This window comes from Kitasatospora sp. MAA4 (genome assembly GCF_029893355.1).
Classification (GTDB): Bacteria; Actinomycetota; Actinomycetes; order Streptomycetales; family Streptomycetaceae; genus Kitasatospora.
Genome location: NZ_JARZAI010000005.1, coordinates 180982 through 202422, shown reverse-complemented (window position 1 = coordinate 202422; position 21441 = coordinate 180982). Strand labels below are relative to the sequence as shown.

Genomic DNA, 21441 nt, shown 5'->3' with positions numbered 1-21441 from the left:
AGGGCCCGCTCACCGCGACCAGGACGAAGCTCCGCGCCATGATCGACGGCGCCAAGGTCGGCGAGTTCGACTTCCTGCTCGCCTGATCCTGTGCGGCGCTCGGAATCGCCTAACCTCGCACCAGACCATTCGTCTCGTGAGAGGACACGACGGGTGTTCGGACCTGACGATGAATCCGTGGCCGAGTGGTACACCGACCGCACAGGGCTCCCCAGACCGGTCGGCACCCGTGACGCGATCACCCTCGACCCCGAGGCCAGGCGTGCCGCCGGTCTCTTCGAGGACACGGCCCGCCTGGTCGTGGAGTGGGACGGAATCGCCTGGCAGGCCGTTGGCGTGGCCGAGAACTACGCCGGTGCCTACGGGCTGATCGTCAACGCCGGACCACCGCCCGTCTTCCCTCAGGCTGACACCCCCGTTGCTCTTCTCAGACGGGGGACCGGACGGCACCGGAAGTGAGAGGCGCCGCCTTCCGTGCCGTCGCGCCATCTGCGCTAGGACGCCGGGCGGGTTCACGGTGGGCGGTCGCGCGGGCTCTTACCCTCGAAGAGCCCGCGTGTGGCGGGCTCCTGAGGGTGTGAGGGGGCGGGATGGATCCGCTCGTCGTTCCGGCGGTGGTGGCCGTTACGGGCCTGGCGGCTCGGGTTGCCGCAGTGCTGTGTCAGTACCTGCGGCTACGGTGGAGGGTGCGTCAGGAGCACGCGCACCGGGAGTACGTCGAGGCGCTGGCCCGCTCGCTCCCCCGGGGGAGCCGACTGGTGGAGGTCCACCCGGACGGCAGCGAGCTGCGCCTGACGATTCCACCGCTACCGAACCGGCGTGGGGGACAGCACAGGTGAGGGACCAGGAACCAGTGGAGGCGGCAACCTCGTCGGTTGATGTCGGCGCCCGGCACGTTGCGCGATCAACGGCCGAGGACGAATTCGCCTCGTTCTACCGGCAGTTCGTCCCCACACTCGTCGGCTTCCTGATCTGGCAGGGCGCGTCCGCCTGCCTGGCCGCCGACCTGGCCCAGGAGACGATGATCAAGGCATACCAGGGCTGGTCGCGGATCGAGTCCCCGGCGGCCTGGGCACGGCGGGTCGCGTCCAGGGCGCTGGTGCGCCACCTCAGCCGGGTCGAGGAGGACCCGGCCGCGCGGGCGCCGGAAGCCGACGCACTGGTCCCGCAGCCGGACGCGCTGGCGCAGTGGGAGTGCGGCCAGGAGATCCTGGGACTGCTCGCCGTCCTGCCGCCGCGCCAACGGCAGGTCCTGGCTTGGAGCGTGGACGGCTACACCCCGGCGGAGATCGCGGCGGAACTCGGGATCGACTCGGCTGCGGTGCGGTCGAACCTGCTGAAGGCCCGCCGCAGTGTGGCCCAGCGGATGAAGTCCAGTGAGGAGGAGTCATGACCGGTGTGTCGGCGGCGATCCCCGATGAGGGAGCGGTAGACGACTGGCTCGACCGGCAGCGGGAGGCTCTGATCGGCGGCCTCGCCGAACGGCTGGACGTAGAGGCTGGTTTGCGCGCAGTGCGGATCTACGCCCGCCGCGACGATCTGGTCGGCGACCTCGGCCGGGCGCTGGACGTCGAGAGCGGGCTGGCGGCGATCCTACCGCCTCCAACAGTCGTGGCGTCGACGAGTGGGCGGGTCACGCACTTCCGCAGTGACGGGGAGGCCGTAGCGCTTGGGATCACTCGCCAGTTCATCGAGAACCTCCCACCGGCGACACGCCTTGGGCTGCGTCGGCACCCCATCTGCATGGCCAGCAGCCGCGGACGCCTTGTGGTGCGCGTCGTCAAGCTTGCCTACGAGCTTTCCAGCGACCTAGCCGCAATCCGCGAGGTGGAGGGCAGCCCTGCCCTCCACCTCCAGCTCGCCGCAGCCCGTGCTCGTAGCAGAGCTCGCGCTCTCGCCCGTGACCTCTCGCGCCATCCCGCTCTCGCCCACGCTCTCGCCGCTGTCCTCGCGCTGTCTCGCTCGTTGGCTGGCGATCCCGCCCTCGCTGTTGCCCGCGACAATGCTCGTAGCCTTGCCCGTGAGCTTGCCCTCGACATCGTCAAACTCCTCACCCCTGCCGGTCCCCGAACCCGTCGTGCGCCCGCTGCGCCCGGGGCCCAAGCTTTTGCCAGGCGGTTGGCTCTCGATCTCGCCTACACCGCTGACAGCCGTGATGAGATCGAACTCGCGGCGGTGCTTGCCCACGCGCTGGACCACCAAGTGGGCGACCTGCTGGAGCTAAAGCATGCCGAGGGCCTCGGCGCCGTGCTGCTGGCAGGCGCGCTGGACGACTTCACCGACGCCGACCTGAGCGACGTCGACCTCTCCGCCGTCGATCTGACGGGTGTGCGCTGGTCGGAGTGGGGCACCCGGTGGCCCGCGACGGTGGACATCGCGCGGCTCAGGAGCGAATCGCAGGAGACCGAGCCCGGCTCGGGCGTCTACGTGGTGGCGCCGGGGACGGCGACGGTTGACCTCACCACGCTGGTCTAGGCGGCCAGGCGGGTGGTGGTGCTCGTTGCGGCTGCCGCGGTGGCGTAGCGGTGGAGGAGGAGGTGGGCCAGTTCGGGGGCGGCGCCGAGGACGGGGGCGAGCAGGTCGGCTTCGGTGGCGGCGGTGGCGATGCGGTCGGGGAGGAGGCCGGGGGCCAGCAGGTAGCGGGCTACGGCGGTGTGGGTGGCGCCCTGGGCGCGTAGGGCGGCCAGGGCGTCGGGGACCTGGGGGCCGCCGGCGGAGGCGTAGGCGACCTCGACGGCGGCCCAGCCGCGGGTGCGGTGCCAGTCGGCGGCGAGGGCTCGGGTGGCGGCGTCGGCGGCCGGGTCGGAGGAGCCGGCGGCGGCCAGTACCACGCCGGTGCGGGCGCGGACGGCGGCGGAGTGGACGTCCAGGCCGGCGTCGGCGAGGCGGCGGTCCAGCGCGTCGAGGAGCAGCGGCGAGGGGCCGAGCACGTCGGCGACGGGCAGGGTGGAGCCGGCCGCCCGCAGTGCGGCGGGGATGTCGTGCTTGGCGTGGAAGGCGCGGTTGAGCAGCAGCGGGACCGCCACCGCCGGGCGGTCCGCCAGCCGTCCGGCGACCTGGGCGATGCGCGGGGCGCAGTGGTCCAGGTAGCCGGTCGCGACCTCCAGCTCGGGCCGCAACCTGCGGACCTGGACGGCCAGTTCCTCGACGGTGGCGGCGTGCCGGGGGTCGCGGCTGCCGTGTGCGATGAGCAACAGGGTGGCGGGCATGGGTCAGCGTCCGGTGGTCAGCAGGCCGCGGCTGCGCAGCACGCGGCGCTCGATCGGGGAGAAGACCAGCAGGTCGATCGCGACGCCGACGAGCAGGATCAGGATGATGCCGAGCAGGACGCCGGGCATGCTCATCCCCTCGCGTTGGTTCTCCAGGTACCGGCCGAGGCCGAGGCCGAGGTCGGGGGAGGAGGCGACGAGTTCGGCGGCCATCAGCGAGCGCCAGGAGAACGCCCAGCCCTGCTTGAGGCCCGCCAGGTAGCCGGGCAGCGCGGCCGGCAGCAGGATGTGCCGCGCGTTGGAGACGCCGCTGGCGCCCAGCGTCCGTCCGGCGCGCAGGAAGAGCGGCGGCACCTGGTCGATGCCGGCCACCAGGCCGTTGGCGATCGAGGGGACGGCGCCGAGCAGGATCACCGCGTACATCATCGAGTCGTTGATGCCGAGCCAGATCACCGCGGCCGGCACCCAGGCGACCGAGGGCAGCGACTGGAGGCCTTGCAGGATCGGGCCGATGGCCGCCCGGACCGGCTTGACCCGGGCGACCAGCAGGCCGATCGGGGTGCCGATCACGACGGCGGCGAGGAAGCCGACGATGCCGCGCCACAGGCTGGTCCAGATGATCGAGAACAGCGTGCCGGCGGTCCAGAGGTCGGTCAGGCTGCCCCAGACGTCGGCGGGGCTGGGCAGGTTGTAGCTGGCGGTCACGTGCAGGCTGTACGTGAGCTGCCAGACGCCGAGCACCAGCAGCACGCCGATCAGCGGCGGCAGCGCCTTCTGGCGCAGCAGCTGGCCGATCGGGGTGCGCTGGATCTGGACGGAGTCCAGGGCGTCCAGGCCGGCCTCGACCCCGGTGAGGTCGTCGGCGGGTGCGGGGGTGGTCTCAGTGCTGGCCATGGCGGCGGATCTCCCCACGCAGTTCTTCGGTGATCTCGACGGACAGGTCGGCCACGCCGGCCGACTCGATGCGGCGCGGCTGCGGCAGGTCGATCTGCCACTCGCGGGCGACCCGGCCGGGCCGCGAGGAGAGCAGGACGACGCGCTGCGCGAGCCGGACCGCCTCGCGCACGTTGTGCGTGACGAACACGACGGTGAGCTGCCGCTCGGCCCAGATCCGGGTGATCTCGTCGTGCAGGACGTCGCGGGTGATCGCGTCCAGCGCGGCGAACGGCTCGTCCATCAGCAGCACCCGGCTGCCCTGGGCGAGCGCGCGGGCCATCGCGACGCGCTGGCGCATGCCGCCGGACAGCTCGTGCACGCGCTTGCCGTACGCGCCGCCGAGCCGCACCAGCTCCAGCAGGCGCTCTGCCTCGGCGCGGCGCTCGGGGCGGGCCACGCCGTTGAGGCGCAGGGCCAGCTCGACGTTCTTGCCGGCGGTCAGCCAGGGGAAGAGCGCGTGCTCCTGGAACATCAGCGCGGGGCGCCCGGAGGGCACCTCGATCTCGCCGGCGGTGGGCTGGTCCAGGCCGGCGATCAGGTTGAGCAGGGTGGACTTGCCACAGCCGGAGGCGCCCAGCAGGCAGAGGAACTCGCCCGGGGCTACGTCGAGGGTGATGTCGTCGAGCACCGGGGTGGCGGTGCCGGGACGGCCGAAGGACTTGTGCACGTGGGAGATCCGGACGGCGGGTGCGCCGGTCGGGTCAACGGTTGCAGGGGCGTTCTTCGAGGTGGTCAGTGCCGTGCTCATTGCGGGCACCTCCTGGCATGAGTGGTGTGGCGAGAAGCGAAGGGGGGCCGGGGGCCCGCCCCCGCCCGGTCCTGTGATTGGGCATCGACGAGGACCAGGCGGGAGTGGACCACCGGAGTCGGTGGGACCTGGATCAGACGGTCAGGAGGTGCCGAGGCCGTCGGCCGAGACGGCCGGCTGACCGGCTGCCTTGAGCACCTTGTTGAGCAGGGTCAGGTCGTAGATCCCGGAGATGTCCGGCTTCTTCAGCAGGCCCGCGGTGACCGCGTGGTCGGCCTCGGTCTGCAGGGTGCCGGCCAGCGGGTCGTCCAGGAACTGGATGCTGGACCAGGCCGGGTCGAGGACGGCCGGGGCCAGCGAGCTGCCGCCGGCCGCCTGGATGGCGGTGTTGGCGTCCTGCTTGGCCTTGTCCGGGTTGGCCTTGATGAAGGCGTTGGTGTTCACCGAGCCGCGCAGCACGGCCTCCACCACGTCCGGGTGGGCCGTGAGGAACTTCTGCGAGACGACGATGTTGGTGATCACGAACTGCTTGTTCGGCCAGATGTCGCTCTCGTCGAGCAGCACCTTTGCTCCCTTGGCCACCAGCGCCGAGGCGGTGGGCTCGGGCACCCAGGCGCCGTCGATGGCACCGGAGGAGTAGGCGTCCGGGGTGACCTTGTTGTCGGTGCGGATCACCGAGACGTCGCCCTTGCCGGACTGCGGGTCCTCGGTGAATCCCTTCCCCGCAAGGTAGTTGAGCAGTGCCACGTCCTGGGTGTTGCCCAGCTGCGGGGTGGCGATCTTCTTGCCCTTGAGGTCGTCCAGGGAGCTGATCTTCGCCGGGTTGACCACCAGCTTGACGCCGCCGGAGGCCGAACCGCCGATGATCTTCAGGTCCTGGCTCTTGGACTGCACATAGCCGTTGATCGCGGGGGAGGGGCCGACCCAGCCGATGTCGATGGACCCGGCGTTCAGCGCCTCGATCTCCGCCGGACCGGCGTTGAAGATCTGGGTCTTGACCTGGGTGGCGCCCAACTCCTTCTGGAACAGGCCCTCCTGGAGGCCGACCAGCGGGGTGCCGTGGGTCAGGTTGGCGAAGTAGCCGATCTTGACGGTGTCCGCGGAGAGCTTGGCCCCCGACGCGTTCGCCGACGGGATGCTGCTCGCCTTGGGGGCCTTGGAGCCATAGCCGCTGCAGGCGCTCAGCAGGGTGACGGCGGTCAGGCCGGCGACCGCGGCTATCGCGGTCCGTCTGGCGCGACCGGCGCCGGGGCGGGAGGGGCTATGCGGGAACGCCTGGGTGGAAGCCATCGGAGGTGTCCTCTGCTGGAAACGGACGGGGAGGGTGGTCGTGGTGCCAACAAGCCGGATGCCGCCTGGAATTGGGAAGGCGGGGAGTCCGGTGACAGGTCGTCAGACGCCCTGTCCGCACGCACATCGGGTCATGCCGCCCTGGCCACTGCCCAGGACGCCGCTGCCGATGCGGCCGCCTTCCTTGTCCATGCCGGAGAACGCCTCGCTGGACATCAGACCCAGTCCTCCTCGTTCGCCTTGTTCGCCTCGGCGTTCGCCGGTACGGCGGTGCCCAGGGTGCCGCCCGCCATCGCGGCGGTGAGGGTGGTGCCGTCGGCCGGGTCGATCAGCAGGAACGATCCGGTGCGACGGTTGTCGGTGTAGTCGTCGAGCGCCAGCGGCTCGGCGGTGCGCAGCACCACGTGGCCGATGTCGTTCACGTTCAACCCCTCGGCGCCGCTGCGCTGTTCGAGGGTGTCGATGTCGATCCGGTAGGAGATCTCCTTGACCAGCGCGCGCACCGTGCGGGTGGTGTGCTTGAGCAGCACCTTGTCGCCGACCCGCAGCGGGCGCTCGTGCAGGTGGCAGACGGTGGCCTCGACGTCCTTGGTCGGCTCGGCCACCGGGCCGGCCGCGATCAGGTCGCCGCGCGAGATGTCGATGTCCTCGACGAGCCGCACGGTCACCGACTGCGGGGCGAAGGCGATCCCGGTGTCGACGCCGAGCACGTCGATGCCCGCGACGGTGGTGGTCCTCCCGGACGGCAGCACCGTGACGGCGTCGCCGGTGCGCAGCACGCCGGAGGCCAACTGGCCTGCGTAGCCCCGGTAGTCGCGGTGGTCGCCGGACTGCGGGCGGATCACGTACTGGACCGGGAAGCGGGCCGGCTCGTCGCCCGAGGCGCCGGTGACCGGGACGGTCTCCAGGTGCTCCAGCAGCGTCGGGCCGCCGTACCAGTCCATGTGCGCGGACGGCTCGACGACGTTGTCGCCGGCCAGCGCCGAGATCGGGATCGCCGTGATGTCGCCGACCCCGAGCGAGCCCGCGTAGGCGGTGAACTCGGCGGCGATGGCGGCGAAGACGGACTCGGCGTAGTCGACCAGGTCCATCTTGTTCACGGCCAGGACGACGTGCGGCACGCGCAGCAGGGCGGCCACCGCGGCGTGCCGGCGGGTCTGCTCGACCACGCCGTTGCGGGCGTCGACCAGCACCACGGCCAGTTCGGCGGTGGAGGCGCCGGTGACCATGTTGCGGGTGTACTGCACGTGACCCGGGGTGTCGGCGAGGATGAACCGCCGCTTGGGGGTGGCGAAGTAGCGGTACGCGACGTCGATGGTGATGCCCTGCTCGCGCTCGGCGCGCAGGCCGTCGGTGAGCAGCGCGAGGTCCGGCGCCTCCTGGCCGCGCTTGCGCGAGGCGTGCTCGACGGCCTCCAGCTGGTCGGCCAGCACCGACTTGGAGTCGTGCAGCAGGCGGCCGACCAGGGTGGACTTGCCGTCGTCGACGGAGCCGGCGGTGGCGAAGCGAAGCAGCGAGGCGGTGGCGTCAACTGTGGTGGTGGTGCTCATGGTTAGAAGTACCCCTCGCGCTTGCGGTCTTCCATGGCGGCCTCGGACAGCTTGTCGTCGGCCCGGGTGGCCCCGCGTTCGGTGAGGCGGCTGGCGGCGATCTCGGTGATCACGTCCGCGATGCTGACGGCGTCGGAGTCGACGGCGCCGGTGCAGGACATGTCGCCGACCGTGCGGTAGCGGATCAGGCGGCGCTGGACGGTCTCGCTGTCCTTGGGGCCGCCCCAGGCGCCGGCGGTGAGCCACATGCCGTCGCGGGCGAAGACGTCGCGCTCGTGGGCGTAGTAGATCTCGGGGAGCTCGATGTTCTCGCGCTCGATGTACTGCCAGACGTCCAGCTCGGTCCAGTTGGAGAGCGGGAAGACCCGGACGTGCTCGCCGACCGCGTGCTTGCCGTTGTAGAGCGACCACAGCTCGGGGCGCTGGCGGCGCGGGTCCCAGGCGCCGAACTCGTCGCGCAGGGAGAAGACGCGCTCCTTGGCGCGGGCCTTCTCCTCGTCGCGGCGGCCGCCGCCGAAGACGGCGTCGAACTTGTTCGACTCGATCGCGTCCAGCAGCGGGACGGTCTGCAGCGGGTTGCGGGTGCCGTCCGGGCGCTCGCGCAGCCGGCCGTCGTCGATGAAGTCCTGCACGTGCGCCACGTGCAGGCGCAGGTTGTGCTGGGCGACGGTGCGGTCGCGGTACTCGATGACCTCGGGGAAGTTGTGCCCGGTGTCGACGTGCAGCAGCGAGAAGGGCACCGGCGCCGGCCAGAAGGCCTTCAGCGCCAGGTGCAGCATGACGATGGAGTCCTTGCCGCCGGAGAAGAGGATCACCGGGCGCTCGAACTCCCCCGCCACCTCGCGGAAGATGTGCACCGACTCGGCCTCCAGCGCGTCCAGGTGGGACAGCGTGAAGGCGTTGCCGCTTTCCTCGCGCAGGCTCTGCGTGGTTGCGGTCGTCATGCCAGACCCCTGTTCGTCAGAAGGGCGTGCAGGTCGGCGGCGGACTCGGCGACCGACTGGGTGTGCGTCAGGATCCGCAGGTCGGGGCTCTCGGGAGCCTCGTACGGGTCGTCCACGCCGGTCAGGTGCTTGATTTCTCCGGCCGCCTGCTTCGCGTACAGGCCCTTGACGTCCCGCTCGGAGCAGACGTCCACCGGGGTGGCGACGTGGATCTCCAGGAACTCGGTGCCGTTCTTGGCGTGTTGGGCGCGGACGGCGGCCCGGGAGTCGGCGTAGGGGGCGATCACCGGGGCGAGCACCTTCACACCGTGCGCGGCCAGCCGCTCGGCGACGAAGCCGATCCGGGTCACGTTGGTGTGCCGGTCCTCCTTGCTGAACCCCAGTCCCTTGGAGAGGAATTCGCGGATCTCGTCCCCGTCCAGGACCTCCACCCGGTGGCCCTCGGCGCGCAGCCGGTCGGCCAGGGCGAAGGCGAGGGTGGTCTTGCCCGCGCTGGGCAGCCCGGTCAGCCACACGGTGGCGCCGCGCCCGCAGGGGTCGGCCGCGGGGGCCGCCTCTGCGGCTGCTTCCCCGGCGGCCAGGGTGTCGGCTGTCGTCACGTCACAACTCCAGGTTCTTGATTGAGCGTTGAAGAGCGTTGCTGCTCAGAGGTGGATTCCACACTCGGTCTTGCCGGATCCGGCCCAGCGGCCGGCCCTGCCCTCTTCGTCCGCGCCGGGCTTGCGGGTGCAGGAGAGCGGCGCGCAGCCGACCGAGGTGTACCCCTCCCACAGCAGCGGGTTGAGCAGAACCCCGTGGGCGTGAACGTACGCGGTCACGTCGTCCTGCGTCCAGCGTGCGATCGGGGCGATTTTCACCTTGCGACGCCTGTTGTCCCAGGCCACCACTGGGGTGTTCGCACGGCTCGGCGACTCGTCGCGGCGCAGCCCGGTGGCCCACGCGTCGTAGGCTCCGAGGCCGCGCTGGAGCGGCTCGACCTTGCGCAGCGAGCAGCACAGGTCCGGGTCGCGGTCGTGCAGGTTCGCGCCGTACTCGGCGTCCTGCTCGGCCACCGACTGACGCGGCGTCAGCGTGATGACGTTGAGCGGCATGCTCGCGGCGACCGCGTCCCGGGTGCCGATGGTCTCCGGGAAGTGGTAGCCGGTGTCCAGGAAGACCACGTCGATGCCGGGGAGCGCCGTCGACGCCAGGTGGGCGACGACCGCGTCCTCCATCGAGGAGGTCACGCAGAGCTTGCTGCCGAAGGTCTCGGCGGCCCAGCGCATGATCTCCTGCGCGGAGGCCTCCTCCAGGTCGCGGCCCGCCGCGATGGCGAGTGCTTCGAGGTCAGTGCTGGTCATCGCTCACACCTCCGTTCGGTGCCGACAGCAGTCCGAGGAACTTCAGCTGGAACGCGCGCCGGCAGGACGCGCACTCCCAGGCGCCGTGACCGCCGCTCTCCGAGGGACGCAGGTCCTCGTCGCCGCAGTACGGGCAGTAGAAGGGTGCCGCTCGCTCGCTCACGACAGCTGCTCCTCGCTGGCCCGGGCCGTCCACTGGGCGAACCGCTCGCCCTCCCTGCGGTCGGCCTGGAAGCGGGTCAGCAGCCGCTCGACGTAGTCCGGCAGGCCGGCGCTGGTGACCTTGAGGCCGCGGACCTTGCGGCCGAACCCGGCTTCCAGGCCGAGCGCGCCGCCCAGGTGGACCTGGTAGCCCTCCACCTGCTCGCCGTTCTCGTCCGAGACCAGCTGCCCCTTGAGACCGATGTCCGCCACCTGGATACGGGCGCAGGCGTTCGGGCAGCCGTTGATGTTGATGGTGAGCGGCTCGGCGAACTCGGGCAGCCGCTGCTCCAGCTCGTCGATCAGGGTGCGCCCGCGCTCCTTGGTCTCGACGATGGCGAGCTTGCAGTACTCGATGCCGGTGCAGGCCATCGTGCCGCGCCGGAACGGGGACGGGGTGACCCGCAGGTCCAGCGCCTCCAGGCCCGCGACCAGCGACTCGACCTGGTCCTCGGCGATGTCCAGCACCAGCATCTTCTGCTCGGCGGTGGTGCGCAGCCGGTCGGAGCCGTGCGCGGCGGCCAGCTCGGCGATCTGGCCGAGCAGCTTGCCGTGCACCCGGCCGACCCGCGGCGCGAAGCCGACGTAGAAGCGGCCGTCCTTCTGCCGGTGCACGCCGACGTGGTCGCGCCAGACGCCGGTGGGCTGCTCGGGCGCGGGGCCGTCGATCAGCTCGTACTTGAGGTACTCGTCCTGGAGCACCTGGCGGAACTTCTCCACGCCCCAGTCGGCGACCAGGAACTTCAAGCGGGCGCGGTTGCGCAGCCGGCGGTAGCCGTAGTCGCGGAAGATGCCGATCACGCCGCCGTAGACGTCCGCGACCTCCTCCAGCGGGACCCAGGCGCCCAGGCGCACGCCCAGCTTGGGGTTGGTGGAGAGCCCGCCGCCGACCCAGAGGTCGAAGCCCGGGCCGTGCTCGGGGTGGTTCACGCCGACGAAGGCGATGTCGTTGATCTCGTGCGCCACGTCCAGCTGCGGCGAGCCGGAGACCGCCGACTTGAACTTGCGCGGCAGGTTGGAGAAGTCCGGGTTGCCGATGAAGCGCCGCTGGATCTCGTCGATGGCGGAGGTGCCGTCGATGATCTCGTCCTCGGCGATGCCGGCCACCGGCGAGCCGAGGATCACGCGCGGGGTGTCACCGCAGGCCTCGGTGGTGGACAGGCCGACGCCCTCCAGCTTCTGCCAGATCGCGGGCATGTCCTCGATCCGGATCCAGTGGTACTGGATGTTCTGCCGGTCGGTCAGGTCGGCGGTGCCGCGTCCGTACAGCTCGGACACCTCGGCGATCGCCTTCAGCTGCGCGACGGTCAGGCGCCCGCCGTCGATCCGGACCCGGAGCATGAAGAACTCGGCGTCCAGCTCGTGCGGGTCCAGGATCGCGGTCTTGCCGCCGTCGATGCCCTCCTTGCGCTGGGTGTACAGCCCCCACCAGCGCATCCGGCCGCGCAGATCGGACGGATCGATGGAGTCGAAGCCGTTCTTGGCGTAGATCGTCTCAATGCGTGTCCGCACGTTGAGACCGTCGTCGTCCTTCTTGAACTGCTCGTTGGCGTTGAGCGGGGTGAAGTGGCCCATGCCCCACTGGCCCTCACCGCGGTGGCGGGACACCTTGCGGGCGGCGGCAGCGGGACGCTTGGGGGCGTCGGCGGGCTGGGGCGCGGCCGGGTCGGGAGTGGTGGGCATGTGTCGTCCTTCGGGCAGGTGGCGGTGCGAGGTTCGGGGCGTTCCCGGGCTCGTCGCTGCTGTGACCTGCGGATCTTCGACAGGATGTGGGAAGCAGTGACCTCGGCCGGTGGGCGCCCGCCCATCGGCTGCGGCGCGACGGGGGCTGCGAGTGGCGCCAGTGCGGTGGCGGCGGCGGGGTGGGGCTCAGGTCACCGGACAGATGGCGCTGGACACGCGAAGGAGATCGACGTGAAGTCGACCTACTAGGGTGGTTCCGGCGCTCGGCATGGCAAGAGATTCGCACGCCGAGCGAGGCCCGGTCCACCAACGTCCAGAATGCGGACGCCTTTGTTTCGGATCGTGAGATGCGGGGCTTTGTGCCCTGCTCACCCCGACTTGGGCATTCGGTCACGGAGAGGCGGCTGGAGTGATAGTTACATCTGCATGGACGACCAGCGCTCGACTGCCACCACCGACCCGGGGCTCGACCGGCTCCGGACCGTCCTCACCGGATGGCGGACCTCGCTGCTGGACATGGGCGGGCGCAATCGTCTGCTGAACTTCCGGCACACCCGGACCGGCACGCTGGAGATCATCGCACCGGATGCCGTCGCGCTGGTGGCCGGTCTCACACGCGGCTGGGACTTCGAAAGCCCCTCCGAGGAGCCCGAGGAGCCGTCCGACGCCCGGCCGGCGATCGGCGGGCGCTCGGTGCGCGTCGTCACCCAGAAGACCACCCAGGCGGGCCTGGACGCCTCGCTCACCCAGCTGCGGCTGCGTTCCGCGCAGATGTTCAACGACTACGGCCTCTGGGTGCTCTGGCTCGGCTTCGGCATGCTCGACTGGCGCGAGGCCGGCGCGACCGAGAGCAGCGCGGCGCCGCTGGTGCTGATCCCGGTCACCCTGCGGCGCGACCGCGACGGGCGCCCGCGCCTGTACGCGGCCGAGGATCAGGAACCGATCCACAATCCGGCGCTGTCCGTCAAACTCGCCGGCCTCGGCGTCGACTGGCAGTCCGTGGCCGAGCTCGACTGCGCGAACCTGCCCGCGGTGGTGGCCGCGGCCAGCCAGGTCGCCGCACAGCAGGACGGCTGGGAGGTTGCGGACCGGCTGGTCCTGGGCCTGTTCGCCTCGCACCGCGAGTCGATGTACCAGGATCTGCTGCAGAACGAGCAGCGGATCCTGAGCCATCCGCTGATCCGTGCCATCGGCCTCGGCCCGGACTCCGGGCTCCCCGCCGACCTGATCGGCTTCGAACCGCCTGCCCTGGACCGGATCGACGAACTCCAGATCCCCGAGCAGACCCCGCTGGTCCTGGACGCCGACGCCTCGCAGCGCCAGTGCATCGCCGCCGCGATGGCCGGCCGCTCGTTCGTGATGAACGGCCCGCCCGGCACGGGCAAGAGCCAGACCATCGCGAACATGATCGCCGCCCTGATGCACTCGGGCCGTACGGTGCTGTTCGTCAGTGAGAAGGCGGCCGCGCTCGACGTCGTGCGCAATCGCCTCGCCTCCGTCGGCCTCGCCGACCTAGTGCTCGCCCTGCACAGCGGTGACACGACCAAGCGGGCCGTGGCTCAGGAGCTCAACCGGGTGCTCACCTCGGTTCTGCCGGCCGTGGGAGCGGCCGAGCACGAGCTGTCCCACGCGCGGCAGCTGCGCGAGGAGCTGTCCGCGCACGCGGCGGCGATGAACGAGACCCGCCAGCCGCTGGGCCGCAGCCTTCACGCGGTGATCGGGCGGGTCGTGGCGCTGGAGGCCGCCGGCATCCAGCGGCTCACCCTTCGCCCCGCGGCTTCGAGGGCGGTCCGCGAGCTGAGTGCTCAGGGGCTTCAGGAGCTGCAGAGCGCGTGCGACGCGGTGGCCCGGGCCTGGCGTCCGGTGCTGGAGACGGACCGGTTCGTCTGGCGCGGGCTGCGGGATCGGACCGAGTACGGCCGCTCGCCGCTCGCCGCGCTGGCCGAGGCCGAGGACGCGCTCGCCGAGCTGAGGTCCGCCGTCGACCAGTTCCCGCTGCGCACGGCGCGTCCCGCGCCGCAGACCTCGGACGGGATCGCGCAGGCCGCCGCCGTCGTGCGGGCCGGGCTGCCCCGCACGGACGGTGCTCCGGTCGGCGAGCCGGTGCTCCGCGGTGACCAGTCGTCGACGCTCGCCGTCATCGCCGACAGCTTCGGGGTGACCGAGCCGGACGGCGTCGACGCGGCGCTGGCCCTCTGCGGGCTGGCCGACCTCGCCGACGCGCCGCACCGTCCGGCGGCGGGTTGGTTCGTGCCCGAGGTGTTCGAACAAGTCGCGGCCCTCGCCGAAGAGTTGCGAGCGGCGGTGGCCGAACTGGCGGCCAGGGCCGGCGCGGCCGCGGACGTCTTCACCGAGGAGGTCCTCGGGTGCGATGAACTGGTCGACCTCGAACGGCGGTTCGCCGAGGCGCAGGGCAGTCTGGCGACCCGGATGAGTCGCCGGCACCGGACGGACAAGAAGGCCGTCGCGGCTCTCGCACGCGCGGGCGTCCGGCCGAAGGCCGTCCAGGGGCGTCTGCGGGATGCGGTCGCCTGGCAGCATGCCGACCGCGCGCTCCGCAGGCTGGTCGCCGACAGCGCAGCTCTGCTGGAGCGCTATGCGCCGACCGACGCGGCCTCGGCGGCGCAGGCTCTGGCGCCGCTGGATCAGGCCCTTCAGGTCGGCCGACGGATCAGCCTGCTCGCCCGAGGTGCGGCCACCGGTGACAGCCGCGAGCTGAACCTGCCCCGGCTCGCCGGGCGGCTGGCCGACGGGGTCCCGCCCGACCAGCTCACCCGAGCCCAAGTACGGTCCGTCCGGCTGGCGTTGAGTGACTGGTGCGCGGTGGCCGAGGAGCGTTCGGCCCGCTGGTCGACCGGTGTGCGTGAGCTGCTCCAGCTCTTCGACGAGGCCCGCTCCGCCGAGCTGCTGCCTCAGCTGCTCGGCTCACTCGCACTGGCCGAGGGGGAGCTGCGGTCACTGCGCGACGATGCCGACGGGCCGCAGGAGTGGCAGGCGTTCCGGGACGGGCGCACTGTCCTGGGGCGCTCGGGGCTGGACGATCTGCCGGTGCGGGTGGCCGAACGCGGCATTGGCGCCGGACAGTTCGCCGAGACGGTCGAACTCGCGGTCTGCGCCTACTGGGTGGATCGGCTCCTGGAGTCGGATCCGCGTCTGCGGACGGCGCGTGCGGCTGATCTCGACGCCCGCGTGGAGGCGTTCCGCCAGGCCGACCAGCGTCTGGTCACCGCGGCGGGCGGCACCGTGGCCGCCGCGTGCAACGCGCGCAGGCCGCGCAACCCCAGCATCGGGGCCGGCGGGCTGATCGTCCGCGAGGCCGAGAAGAAGACTCGGCACCTGCCGGTGCGCGAGTTGCTCGGCCGCACCCGCGACGTGGTGCGATCGGTCAAACCCTGCTTCATGATGAGCCCCTTGACGGTCAGTCAGTTCCTGCCTCCGGACTACGACTTCGACGTCGTGATCTTCGACGAGGCGTCCCAGGTCCGGCCCAGTGACGCGATCAACTGCGTCTACCGGGCGGCCGCCCTGATCGTGGCGGGCGACGAGAAGCAGCTCCCGCCCACCTCGTTCTTCGGCTCCAGCGCCGAGGACGAATCGGAGGAGTACGACGAGGACGTACCCGACTCCTTCGAGTCGCTGCTGGACGCCTGCAAGGCCGGTGCGATGCGGGCCCTGCCGCTGCGGTGGCACTACCGCAGCCGGCACGAGGATCTGATCACCTTCAGCAACCGGTCGTTCTACGACAACTCGATGATCACCTTCCCCGGGGCTCAGGAGCACGGCCCGGATGTCGGCGTCGAGTTGGTGCCGGCCGACGGTTCGTACGACCGCGGCGGGCGGCGGGACAACTGGATCGAGGCCCAGGCGGTCGCCCGGCGGGTCGTGCACCACTTCGACACCAGGCCGGGACGGAGCCTCGGCGTGGTGGCGCTCTCGCAGGCTCAGGCCGCGGCGATCGAACTCGCCGTCCAGCAGGCGCGGATCGCCCGGCCCGATCTGGAGCACTGCTTCACCGAGGGCCGTCTGGACGGCTTCTTCGTGAAGAACCTGGAGTCGGTGCAGGGTGACGAGCGGGACGTGATGATCATGTCGATCGGCTACGGACCCGACGAGCACGGCAAGCTCGGTCTGAACTTCGGGCCGATCAACCGGGAGGGCGGCTGGCGGCGGCTCAATGTCGCGGTCACCCGCGCCCGCTACCGGGTCGAGGTGGTCTCCTCGTTCACGGGCGGTCAGCTCAAGGACAGCACCAACCCGAGCGTCCAGCACCTCAAGCGCTACCTGGAGTACGCGGAGCACGGTCCCTCGGTGCTCAGCCAGGACCTCGTCCAGGAGGAGCGCGAGCCCGACAGCCCGTTCGAGGTGGCGGTTCTCGGCGTGCTGCGCGACTGGGGGTACCTGGTCCAACCGCAGGTGGGCGTCGCGGGGTTTCGCATCGACCTGGGCGTGCGGCACCCGGCGGCGGAGGGCTCGTTCGCGCTGGGGATCGAGTGCGACGGCGCGATGTACCACTCCTCCCGGGCGGCCCGGGATCGCGATCGGCTGCGTGAGCAGGTCCTGACCGGCCTGGGGTGGACCCTGCACCGGATCTGGGGCACCGACTGGTACCGCAACCGACCGGAGGCGGAGCGCAGGCTGCGCGAGGCCGTCGAGAACGCCGTCGAGAAGGCCGTCGAGCGCCCTCTGCACACCGAGCCTGCGGCACCGGTCCAGGCGGCCGAGGCCCCGGCGGAGCCCGAGCCCGAGGCCAAGCCCGAGCCCGTACGCGTACCCGTCCCGCAGGAACCGGCCCGGACCTGGACCGAGCCCTATCGCGTGGCGAGCCTGCGCGTCGTCGTCTCGGCCGAACTGCACACGCCCGAGGCCCGGACCCAGCTGCGATCGGTGCTGGCGCAGATCGTCGAGATCGAGGGACCGATCCACCAGGACCTGCTGGTGCAGCGGGCCAGGGAGGCGTGGCACCTCGACCGGGCGGGGAGCCGCATCCGGGACAACATCAGCACCGTGCTGGACGGACTGACCCGCGCCGGGCTGGTCCGCTGGGACGGTGAGTTCGCGTCCGGTGCGGACCGGCGCGAGCTGCGGGCCCGCACTCCGGTGGAACGCTGTACCCGTCGGGTGGCCCAGGTGGACCCGAGGGAGCGGCGCCTGGCGATCCGGGAACTGGTGGCGGAATCCCCGGGGATGAGCCAGGAGGAGCTGGTCCGCCAGGTGCGGGAGGTCTTCGGGTGGAAGCGGCTGGGCGCCGACATCCGCGATGCGCTGGAGACCGACCTGGTGGCGCTTCTCGCCGCCGGTGAGCTGGTCGGCTCGCGGGACCGGCTCGCGGTGTCCCGGTGAGCGCCCGGTCCGCCGGCGCCCGGGTGGGTGATCGGGCGATACCGGTCCCGATACCGTAGGTACGTGCAGCCACCAGGTGAGATGAGCAGAGCGGACGCGGAGCGGCCGTCGCGACGGCGCGGCAAGGGCGCGCGGCGGGCGGCCAGGCGCTCCAGCTGGCGGAGCACCGTGTGGGCGCTGCTCAAGGACACCGCGAACACCTGTGTCGAGTACCGGGTCACCGGGCTCGCGGCGGAGGCGGCGTTCTTCACCCTGCTGTCGATTCCGCCGCTGCTGCTCTGCCTGGCCGGGACGCTCGGCTACCTGGACGACCTGCTCGGCGCCGGCACCATCCAGAAGCTCCAGCAGGACATCATCACGGCGGCCGGCACCGTGCTCTCGACCTCGTCGATCGACCAGATCGTCAAGCCGCTGCTGAACAGCGTGTTCGCGGGCGGCCGACCGGACCTGATCTCGATCGGCTTCCTGTTCTCGTTCTGGTCCGGCTCGCGCGCGCTCTACATCTTCATCGACACCATCACCGTGATGTACGGGCTGGACGGCAAGCGGGGCATCGTCAAGACCCGGGCGATGTCGCTCGGCCTGTACCTGGGCGCGCTGGTGATCGGCTCGCTGGTGCTGCCGCTGCTGGTGGCCGGGCCCGGGCTCGTGATGAACGCGCTGCCGAACAGCACCGGCGTGATCAGCGCGCTCTACTGGCCGGTGGCGATACTGCTGCTGGTGGTCTTCCTCACCACGCTGTACCACCTGGCAGTGCCCGTCAGCACGCCCTGGCGGGAGGACCTGCCGGGCGCGCTGGTGGCGCTCGGGGTGCTGGTGATCTGCAGCGTGGTGCTGCGGGTCTACCTGATCCACTCGGTCGAGGGCCCGACCGTCTACGGCAAGCTGGCGGCGCCCATCGCGGTGCTGCTCTGGATCTTCGTGGTGGCGATCGCGGTGCTGATCGGCGCCGCCATGAACGCCGCCATAGACCGCCGCTGGCCCAGCGTGGAGTCCGCCGACGCGCGGGCCGAGAACGAGCGCGCCAGCGAGCAGGCCGCCGAGGCGCTGGTCCGCGCGGCCGGCACCCGGCGGGCCGCCGAGCGGGCGCGGCTGGCCCGCGAGTTGGGGCTCGGCGACGGCGTCGAGGACGAGGACGAGGACGAGGGCGACGACGTGCCGTCCGAGTACCCGGAGCGCTGGGCGGACTTCCTGCCGCCCGGCAACGTGCGCGGCCGGCTGGGCTCGCGCCGCTCCCGCCGGACGCCGCCGCCCCCGCCGGACAGCGACCGGCCCGGACCCCGGCCGTCCCCGCACCACGCCGCACGACCGGTCCCCGGCGGACACGGCGCGTCGCCCGTCCCCGGCCCGGTGGAGCACCCCGCCGAGCCCTGGGGTTCGGACGGCCGGTTCCCGGGCGGCCTGGGCCCGGTGGACTCCGCGCTGCCGAGCTACCCGCCGCGCCCGCCCTGGGACGCTCCGCACGAGTAGCCGGAAATCGGAGTGCGCGGTCGGCAGCAGCTGTCGTAGGCTGCCGACCGCGCGCCGACCGAGTGGCCGGCGCATCGGAACCGGAGAAGAAGCGGGAGGTGGGCCTCGTGGCTGTCACCGTCGTCACCGCTGCCCAGCGCAGCGACCTCGTCCTCCTCACCCTCCCGGCTGCCGGCTGACGTTCGCTCAGCCCCCGGGAATCGCATTCCTCCCGAAGGGCACTGCGTTGTTCAACGCGACTTCTGACTTTGCTGCACCCTCGTCCGGGCTGTCCGGTTACGGCTGGACCGCCGAGCTCGACGAGCTCTTCGCCCCCCTCGCCGAGGCGGGGCTCACTCCCGGCCGGCTCGTCCGGGTCGACCGGGGGCAGGCCGACGTCGCCGTCCTCGATCCCGAGAGCGGCGAACTGCGCACCGTCCGCGCCGACACCCGGCCGGTCGGCAGCGCGGAGACCAAGGACAACCCCTGTACCGGTGACTGGGCGGCCGTCGATCTCGCGGCCACCCCGATGCCCGCGGTCTCGGCGCTGCTCCCGCGCAGCACCGCGATCATCCGCAAGGGCGCCGGCATGCGCTCGGACGGCCAGGTGCTGGCGGCCAACGTCGACACCGTCCTGATCGCCGTCTCGCTGGCGTCCGACCCCGACCTCGGCCGGGTCGAGCGCTTCCTGGCGCTCGCCTGGGAGAGCGGCGCGCAGCCGATGGTGGCACTCACCAAGGCCGACCTGGTCGACGACGCGGACTTCATCCGCGAGGACGTCGAGCGCGCGGCGCCGGGCGTCACCGTGCTGGTGGTCAGCGCCGAGACGGGCGAGGGCCTGGACGTCCTGCGGGCCTGCACGCCCGGCACCACGGTGCTGATCGGGCAGTCCGGCGCGGGCAAGTCCACCCTCACCAACGCGCTGACGGGGGCCGACCGGATGATCGTCCAGCAGACCCGCGACAGTGACGGCAAGGGCCGGCACACCACCACCACGCGCGAGCTGTTCGCGCTGCCGGGCGGCGGCGTGCTGATCGACACGCCCGGCCTGCGCGAGGTCGGCCTGTACGGCGGCGAGGGCCTCGCGCAGGCCTTCTCGGACATCGAGGGGCTGGCCGAGGACTGCCGTTTCCACGACTGCTCGCACCGCTCCGAGCCCGGCTGCGCCGTACTGGCGGCGCTGGCGGACGGCTCGCTGCACGAGCGCCGGATGGAGAGCTACCTCAAGCTCCAGCGCGAGAACGAGTGGATCGCCTCACGCTCGGACGCCAGGCTCGCCGGCGAGCGGACCAAGCTGTGGAAGGCGCGCACCAAGGCGGTCCGGGGCCGCGTGCGGCCGTGAGGGAGCTTCAGCTCTTGGCTGCTGACGGCATGAGTACCGCCGTCAGCAGTCGGCTGGAGAGCGCGGTCGGCGGGCCGAAGTCGGAGCTCATGTTGGACACCGAGAAGACCGCGCGCAGGGAGAGGTCGCGGGTGGCGAACACGCCGTTGGCGTAGCCGTCGTCGTGGCCGGTCTTGCCCCAGAGCAGATTGCCGCCGGGCAGCGGGGTGGACATCAGGCCGGCGCCGAAGCAGGCGGTGGCCGGCTTGCCGCTCCCCGGGTCGCAGTCGCCGCCGATGTACGGGACGGGCTTGCCGGTGCCGTCGGTCGGCAGCGTGAACATCTCGTTCAGCTGCCCGGCGGGCACGACGCGGCCCTGGAACAGGGCGGTGATGAAGTGGTCCAGGTCGGCGGGGGTGGAGATCATGTTGGACGGGTCGCCGCCCTGCTCGCTGACGTCCACTGCCGTGCCCTGACTGTTCGTCATGTAGCCGTGCAGGTAGGGCCGCGGCATGACGGGGTCGTCCTCGGGCACCGAAGTCTGGTTCAGGTGCAGGGGGTTGAGGATGCGCGCGGTGACCTCGTCCTTGAACGAGTGGCCGGTCCGCTGCTCGATGAGCTCGCCGGCGATGCGGAAGCCGAGCGAGTTGTACTCCTGTTCGGTGCCGGGGGTGAAGTGCGGGCCGGGATGCGGGCGGTCGGCGGGGCGCAGGGTCTGCTGGATGATCTGGTCGAAGGTGCGGTAGTTGTAGCGGTCGGCGATCACCTCGTCGGCGCTCTGCGGGGGCAGGCCCTCGTCCACGTTCGGCAGCCCGCTGGTGAAGTTGATCAGCTCGCGGACGGTGATCGGCTCGAAGTTCGCCGGGAGCAGGCCGGGTAGGTAGTTCTGGACGGTCTGATCGAGGTCGATCGTGCCCTCGGCGGCCAGTTGCAGGACGACGGCGGTCTCGAAGGTCTTGGAGATGCTGCCGATGTGGAAGTGCGCGTTGTCCGGGATCGGGCGGCCGGTCTGGCTGTCCACCGTGGAGCCGGTCCAGAGCTGGCCGGGCTCGCCGATCCGGGCGATCGCGCCGGAGGCCCCGTCGGTGGGCCGGGTCTGGATGGCGGCCTGGAGTGCGGCGGGGTCGAGGGGCGGGAAGAGCGCTGCGGCGGCCGGGCTCGCAGCGGCGTCCGCGGCGAACGCCTGGGTGCCGGTCGCGGCGGTGGTGCTCAGCAGGGCGGTGCCGGCGAGGCCGAGGGTCGCGATACGGCGCACGAGCGGGTTCATCGGATTCTCCGTGGAGTGGCTGGTCGGTGGCTGGTTGCTGCTGTGATCAGCTTGCTCGGTCGGTGATCCACCGGGTATCGGGATCAACCCTGAGCGAGCCCCGATCCGCCCCTGATCGTCTGTCAGGTCCGACCCTGCCCTCGGGGCGACGGCGGTGTCCGAA

The 21441-nt window shown here is 71.6% G+C and carries 18 protein-coding genes; 6 read left to right on the top strand and 12 right to left on the bottom strand.

Annotation, left to right across the window (positions count from 1 at the left end; translation table 11 throughout):
- Positions 1-177: 177 nt before the first annotated feature.
- From P3T37_RS09330 to P3T37_RS09320, 3 genes are all read left to right on the top strand, one after another.
- Positions 178-459, top strand: coding sequence for a DUF6087 family protein (locus tag P3T37_RS09330; RefSeq protein WP_280723011.1), 282 nt, complete (start codon positions 178-180; stop codon positions 457-459).
- Between the two features lie 376 nt (positions 460-835).
- The gene (locus P3T37_RS09325) at positions 836-1393 is read left to right on the top strand and encodes a sigma-70 family RNA polymerase sigma factor (protein ID WP_280723010.1); all 558 of its coding nucleotides are present in this window, start codon (positions 836-838) and stop codon (positions 1391-1393) included.
- On the top strand, positions 1390-2475 hold the full coding sequence (locus P3T37_RS09320; RefSeq protein ID WP_280723009.1) for a hypothetical protein: 1086 nt from the start codon (positions 1390-1392) through the stop codon (positions 2473-2475). The genes P3T37_RS09325 and P3T37_RS09320 overlap by 4 nt, the downstream gene beginning before the upstream one ends.
- On the opposite strand, the gene P3T37_RS09315 is transcribed toward P3T37_RS09320, so the two are convergent.
- From P3T37_RS09315 to P3T37_RS37035, 11 genes are all read right to left on the bottom strand, one after another.
- Positions 2472-3209 carry a sirohydrochlorin chelatase gene (locus P3T37_RS09315; protein ID WP_280723008.1) on the bottom strand — a complete coding sequence of 246 codons (738 nt, stop codon included), beginning with the start codon at positions 3207-3209 and terminating at the stop codon, positions 2472-2474. The genes P3T37_RS09320 and P3T37_RS09315 overlap by 4 nt on opposite strands.
- Before the next feature lie 3 nt (positions 3210-3212).
- Positions 3213-4103: an ABC transporter permease gene (locus P3T37_RS09310; RefSeq protein WP_280723007.1), complete on the bottom strand. Its 891-nt coding sequence runs from the start codon at positions 4101-4103 to the stop codon at positions 3213-3215.
- Positions 4090-4893: an ABC transporter ATP-binding protein gene (locus P3T37_RS09305; protein ID WP_280723006.1), complete on the bottom strand. Its 804-nt coding sequence runs from the start codon at positions 4891-4893 to the stop codon at positions 4090-4092. Before P3T37_RS09305 ends, P3T37_RS09310 begins: the two co-directional genes overlap by 14 nt.
- A 141-nt stretch (positions 4894-5034) precedes the next feature.
- Positions 5035-6183: an aliphatic sulfonate ABC transporter substrate-binding protein gene (locus P3T37_RS09300; RefSeq protein WP_280723005.1), complete on the bottom strand. Its 1149-nt coding sequence runs from the start codon at positions 6181-6183 to the stop codon at positions 5035-5037.
- Positions 6184-6398: 215 nt separating this feature from the next.
- A complete protein-coding gene (locus P3T37_RS09295; RefSeq protein ID WP_280723004.1) occupies positions 6399-7733 on the bottom strand; it encodes a GTP-binding protein in 1335 nt (444 codons plus the stop codon).
- Positions 7734-7735: 2 nt separating this feature from the next.
- The gene (gene cysD, locus P3T37_RS09290; RefSeq protein WP_280723003.1) at positions 7736-8677 is read right to left on the bottom strand and encodes a sulfate adenylyltransferase subunit CysD; all 942 of its coding nucleotides are present in this window, start codon (positions 8675-8677) and stop codon (positions 7736-7738) included.
- Positions 8674-9258 (bottom strand): adenylyl-sulfate kinase, encoded by a 585-nt coding sequence (gene cysC, locus P3T37_RS09285; RefSeq protein ID WP_280723148.1) that lies wholly within the window; start codon positions 9256-9258, stop codon positions 8674-8676. The genes cysD and cysC overlap by 4 nt, the downstream gene beginning before the upstream one ends.
- 63 nt (positions 9259-9321) lie before the next feature.
- On the bottom strand, positions 9322-10017 hold the full coding sequence (locus tag P3T37_RS09280; protein ID WP_280723002.1) for a phosphoadenylyl-sulfate reductase: 696 nt from the start codon (positions 10015-10017) through the stop codon (positions 9322-9324).
- Positions 10004-10180, bottom strand: coding sequence for a hypothetical protein (locus tag P3T37_RS09275; protein ID WP_280723001.1), 177 nt, complete (start codon positions 10178-10180; stop codon positions 10004-10006). The genes P3T37_RS09280 and P3T37_RS09275 overlap by 14 nt, the downstream gene beginning before the upstream one ends.
- The gene (locus P3T37_RS09270; protein WP_280723000.1) at positions 10177-11901 is read right to left on the bottom strand and encodes a nitrite/sulfite reductase; all 1725 of its coding nucleotides are present in this window, start codon (positions 11899-11901) and stop codon (positions 10177-10179) included. The genes P3T37_RS09275 and P3T37_RS09270 overlap by 4 nt, the downstream gene beginning before the upstream one ends.
- A 186-nt stretch (positions 11902-12087) precedes the next feature.
- Positions 12088-12171 (bottom strand): putative leader peptide, encoded by an 84-nt coding sequence (locus P3T37_RS37035; protein WP_310593185.1) that lies wholly within the window; start codon positions 12169-12171, stop codon positions 12088-12090.
- Between the two features lie 156 nt (positions 12172-12327).
- On the opposite strand from P3T37_RS37035, the gene P3T37_RS09265 reads away from it, so the two are divergent.
- From P3T37_RS09265 to rsgA, 3 genes are all read left to right on the top strand, one after another.
- Complete coding sequence (locus P3T37_RS09265; protein ID WP_280722999.1) at positions 12328-17241, top strand: DUF3320 domain-containing protein; 4914 nt, start codon at positions 12328-12330, stop codon at positions 17239-17241.
- 81 nt (positions 17242-17322) lie between these two features.
- Positions 17323-18711: a YihY/virulence factor BrkB family protein gene (locus tag P3T37_RS09260; RefSeq protein WP_280722998.1), complete on the top strand. Its 1389-nt coding sequence runs from the start codon at positions 17323-17325 to the stop codon at positions 18709-18711.
- A 226-nt stretch (positions 18712-18937) separates the two neighbouring features.
- Positions 18938-20032 carry a ribosome small subunit-dependent GTPase A gene (rsgA, locus tag P3T37_RS09255; protein ID WP_280722997.1) on the top strand — a complete coding sequence of 365 codons (1095 nt, stop codon included), beginning with the start codon at positions 18938-18940 and terminating at the stop codon, positions 20030-20032.
- Positions 20033-20039: 7 nt separating this feature from the next.
- On the opposite strand, the gene P3T37_RS09250 is transcribed toward rsgA, so the two are convergent.
- Positions 20040-21278 (bottom strand): serine hydrolase domain-containing protein, encoded by a 1239-nt coding sequence (locus tag P3T37_RS09250; RefSeq protein WP_280722996.1) that lies wholly within the window; start codon positions 21276-21278, stop codon positions 20040-20042.
- Between the last annotated feature and the right edge of the window lie 163 nt (positions 21279-21441).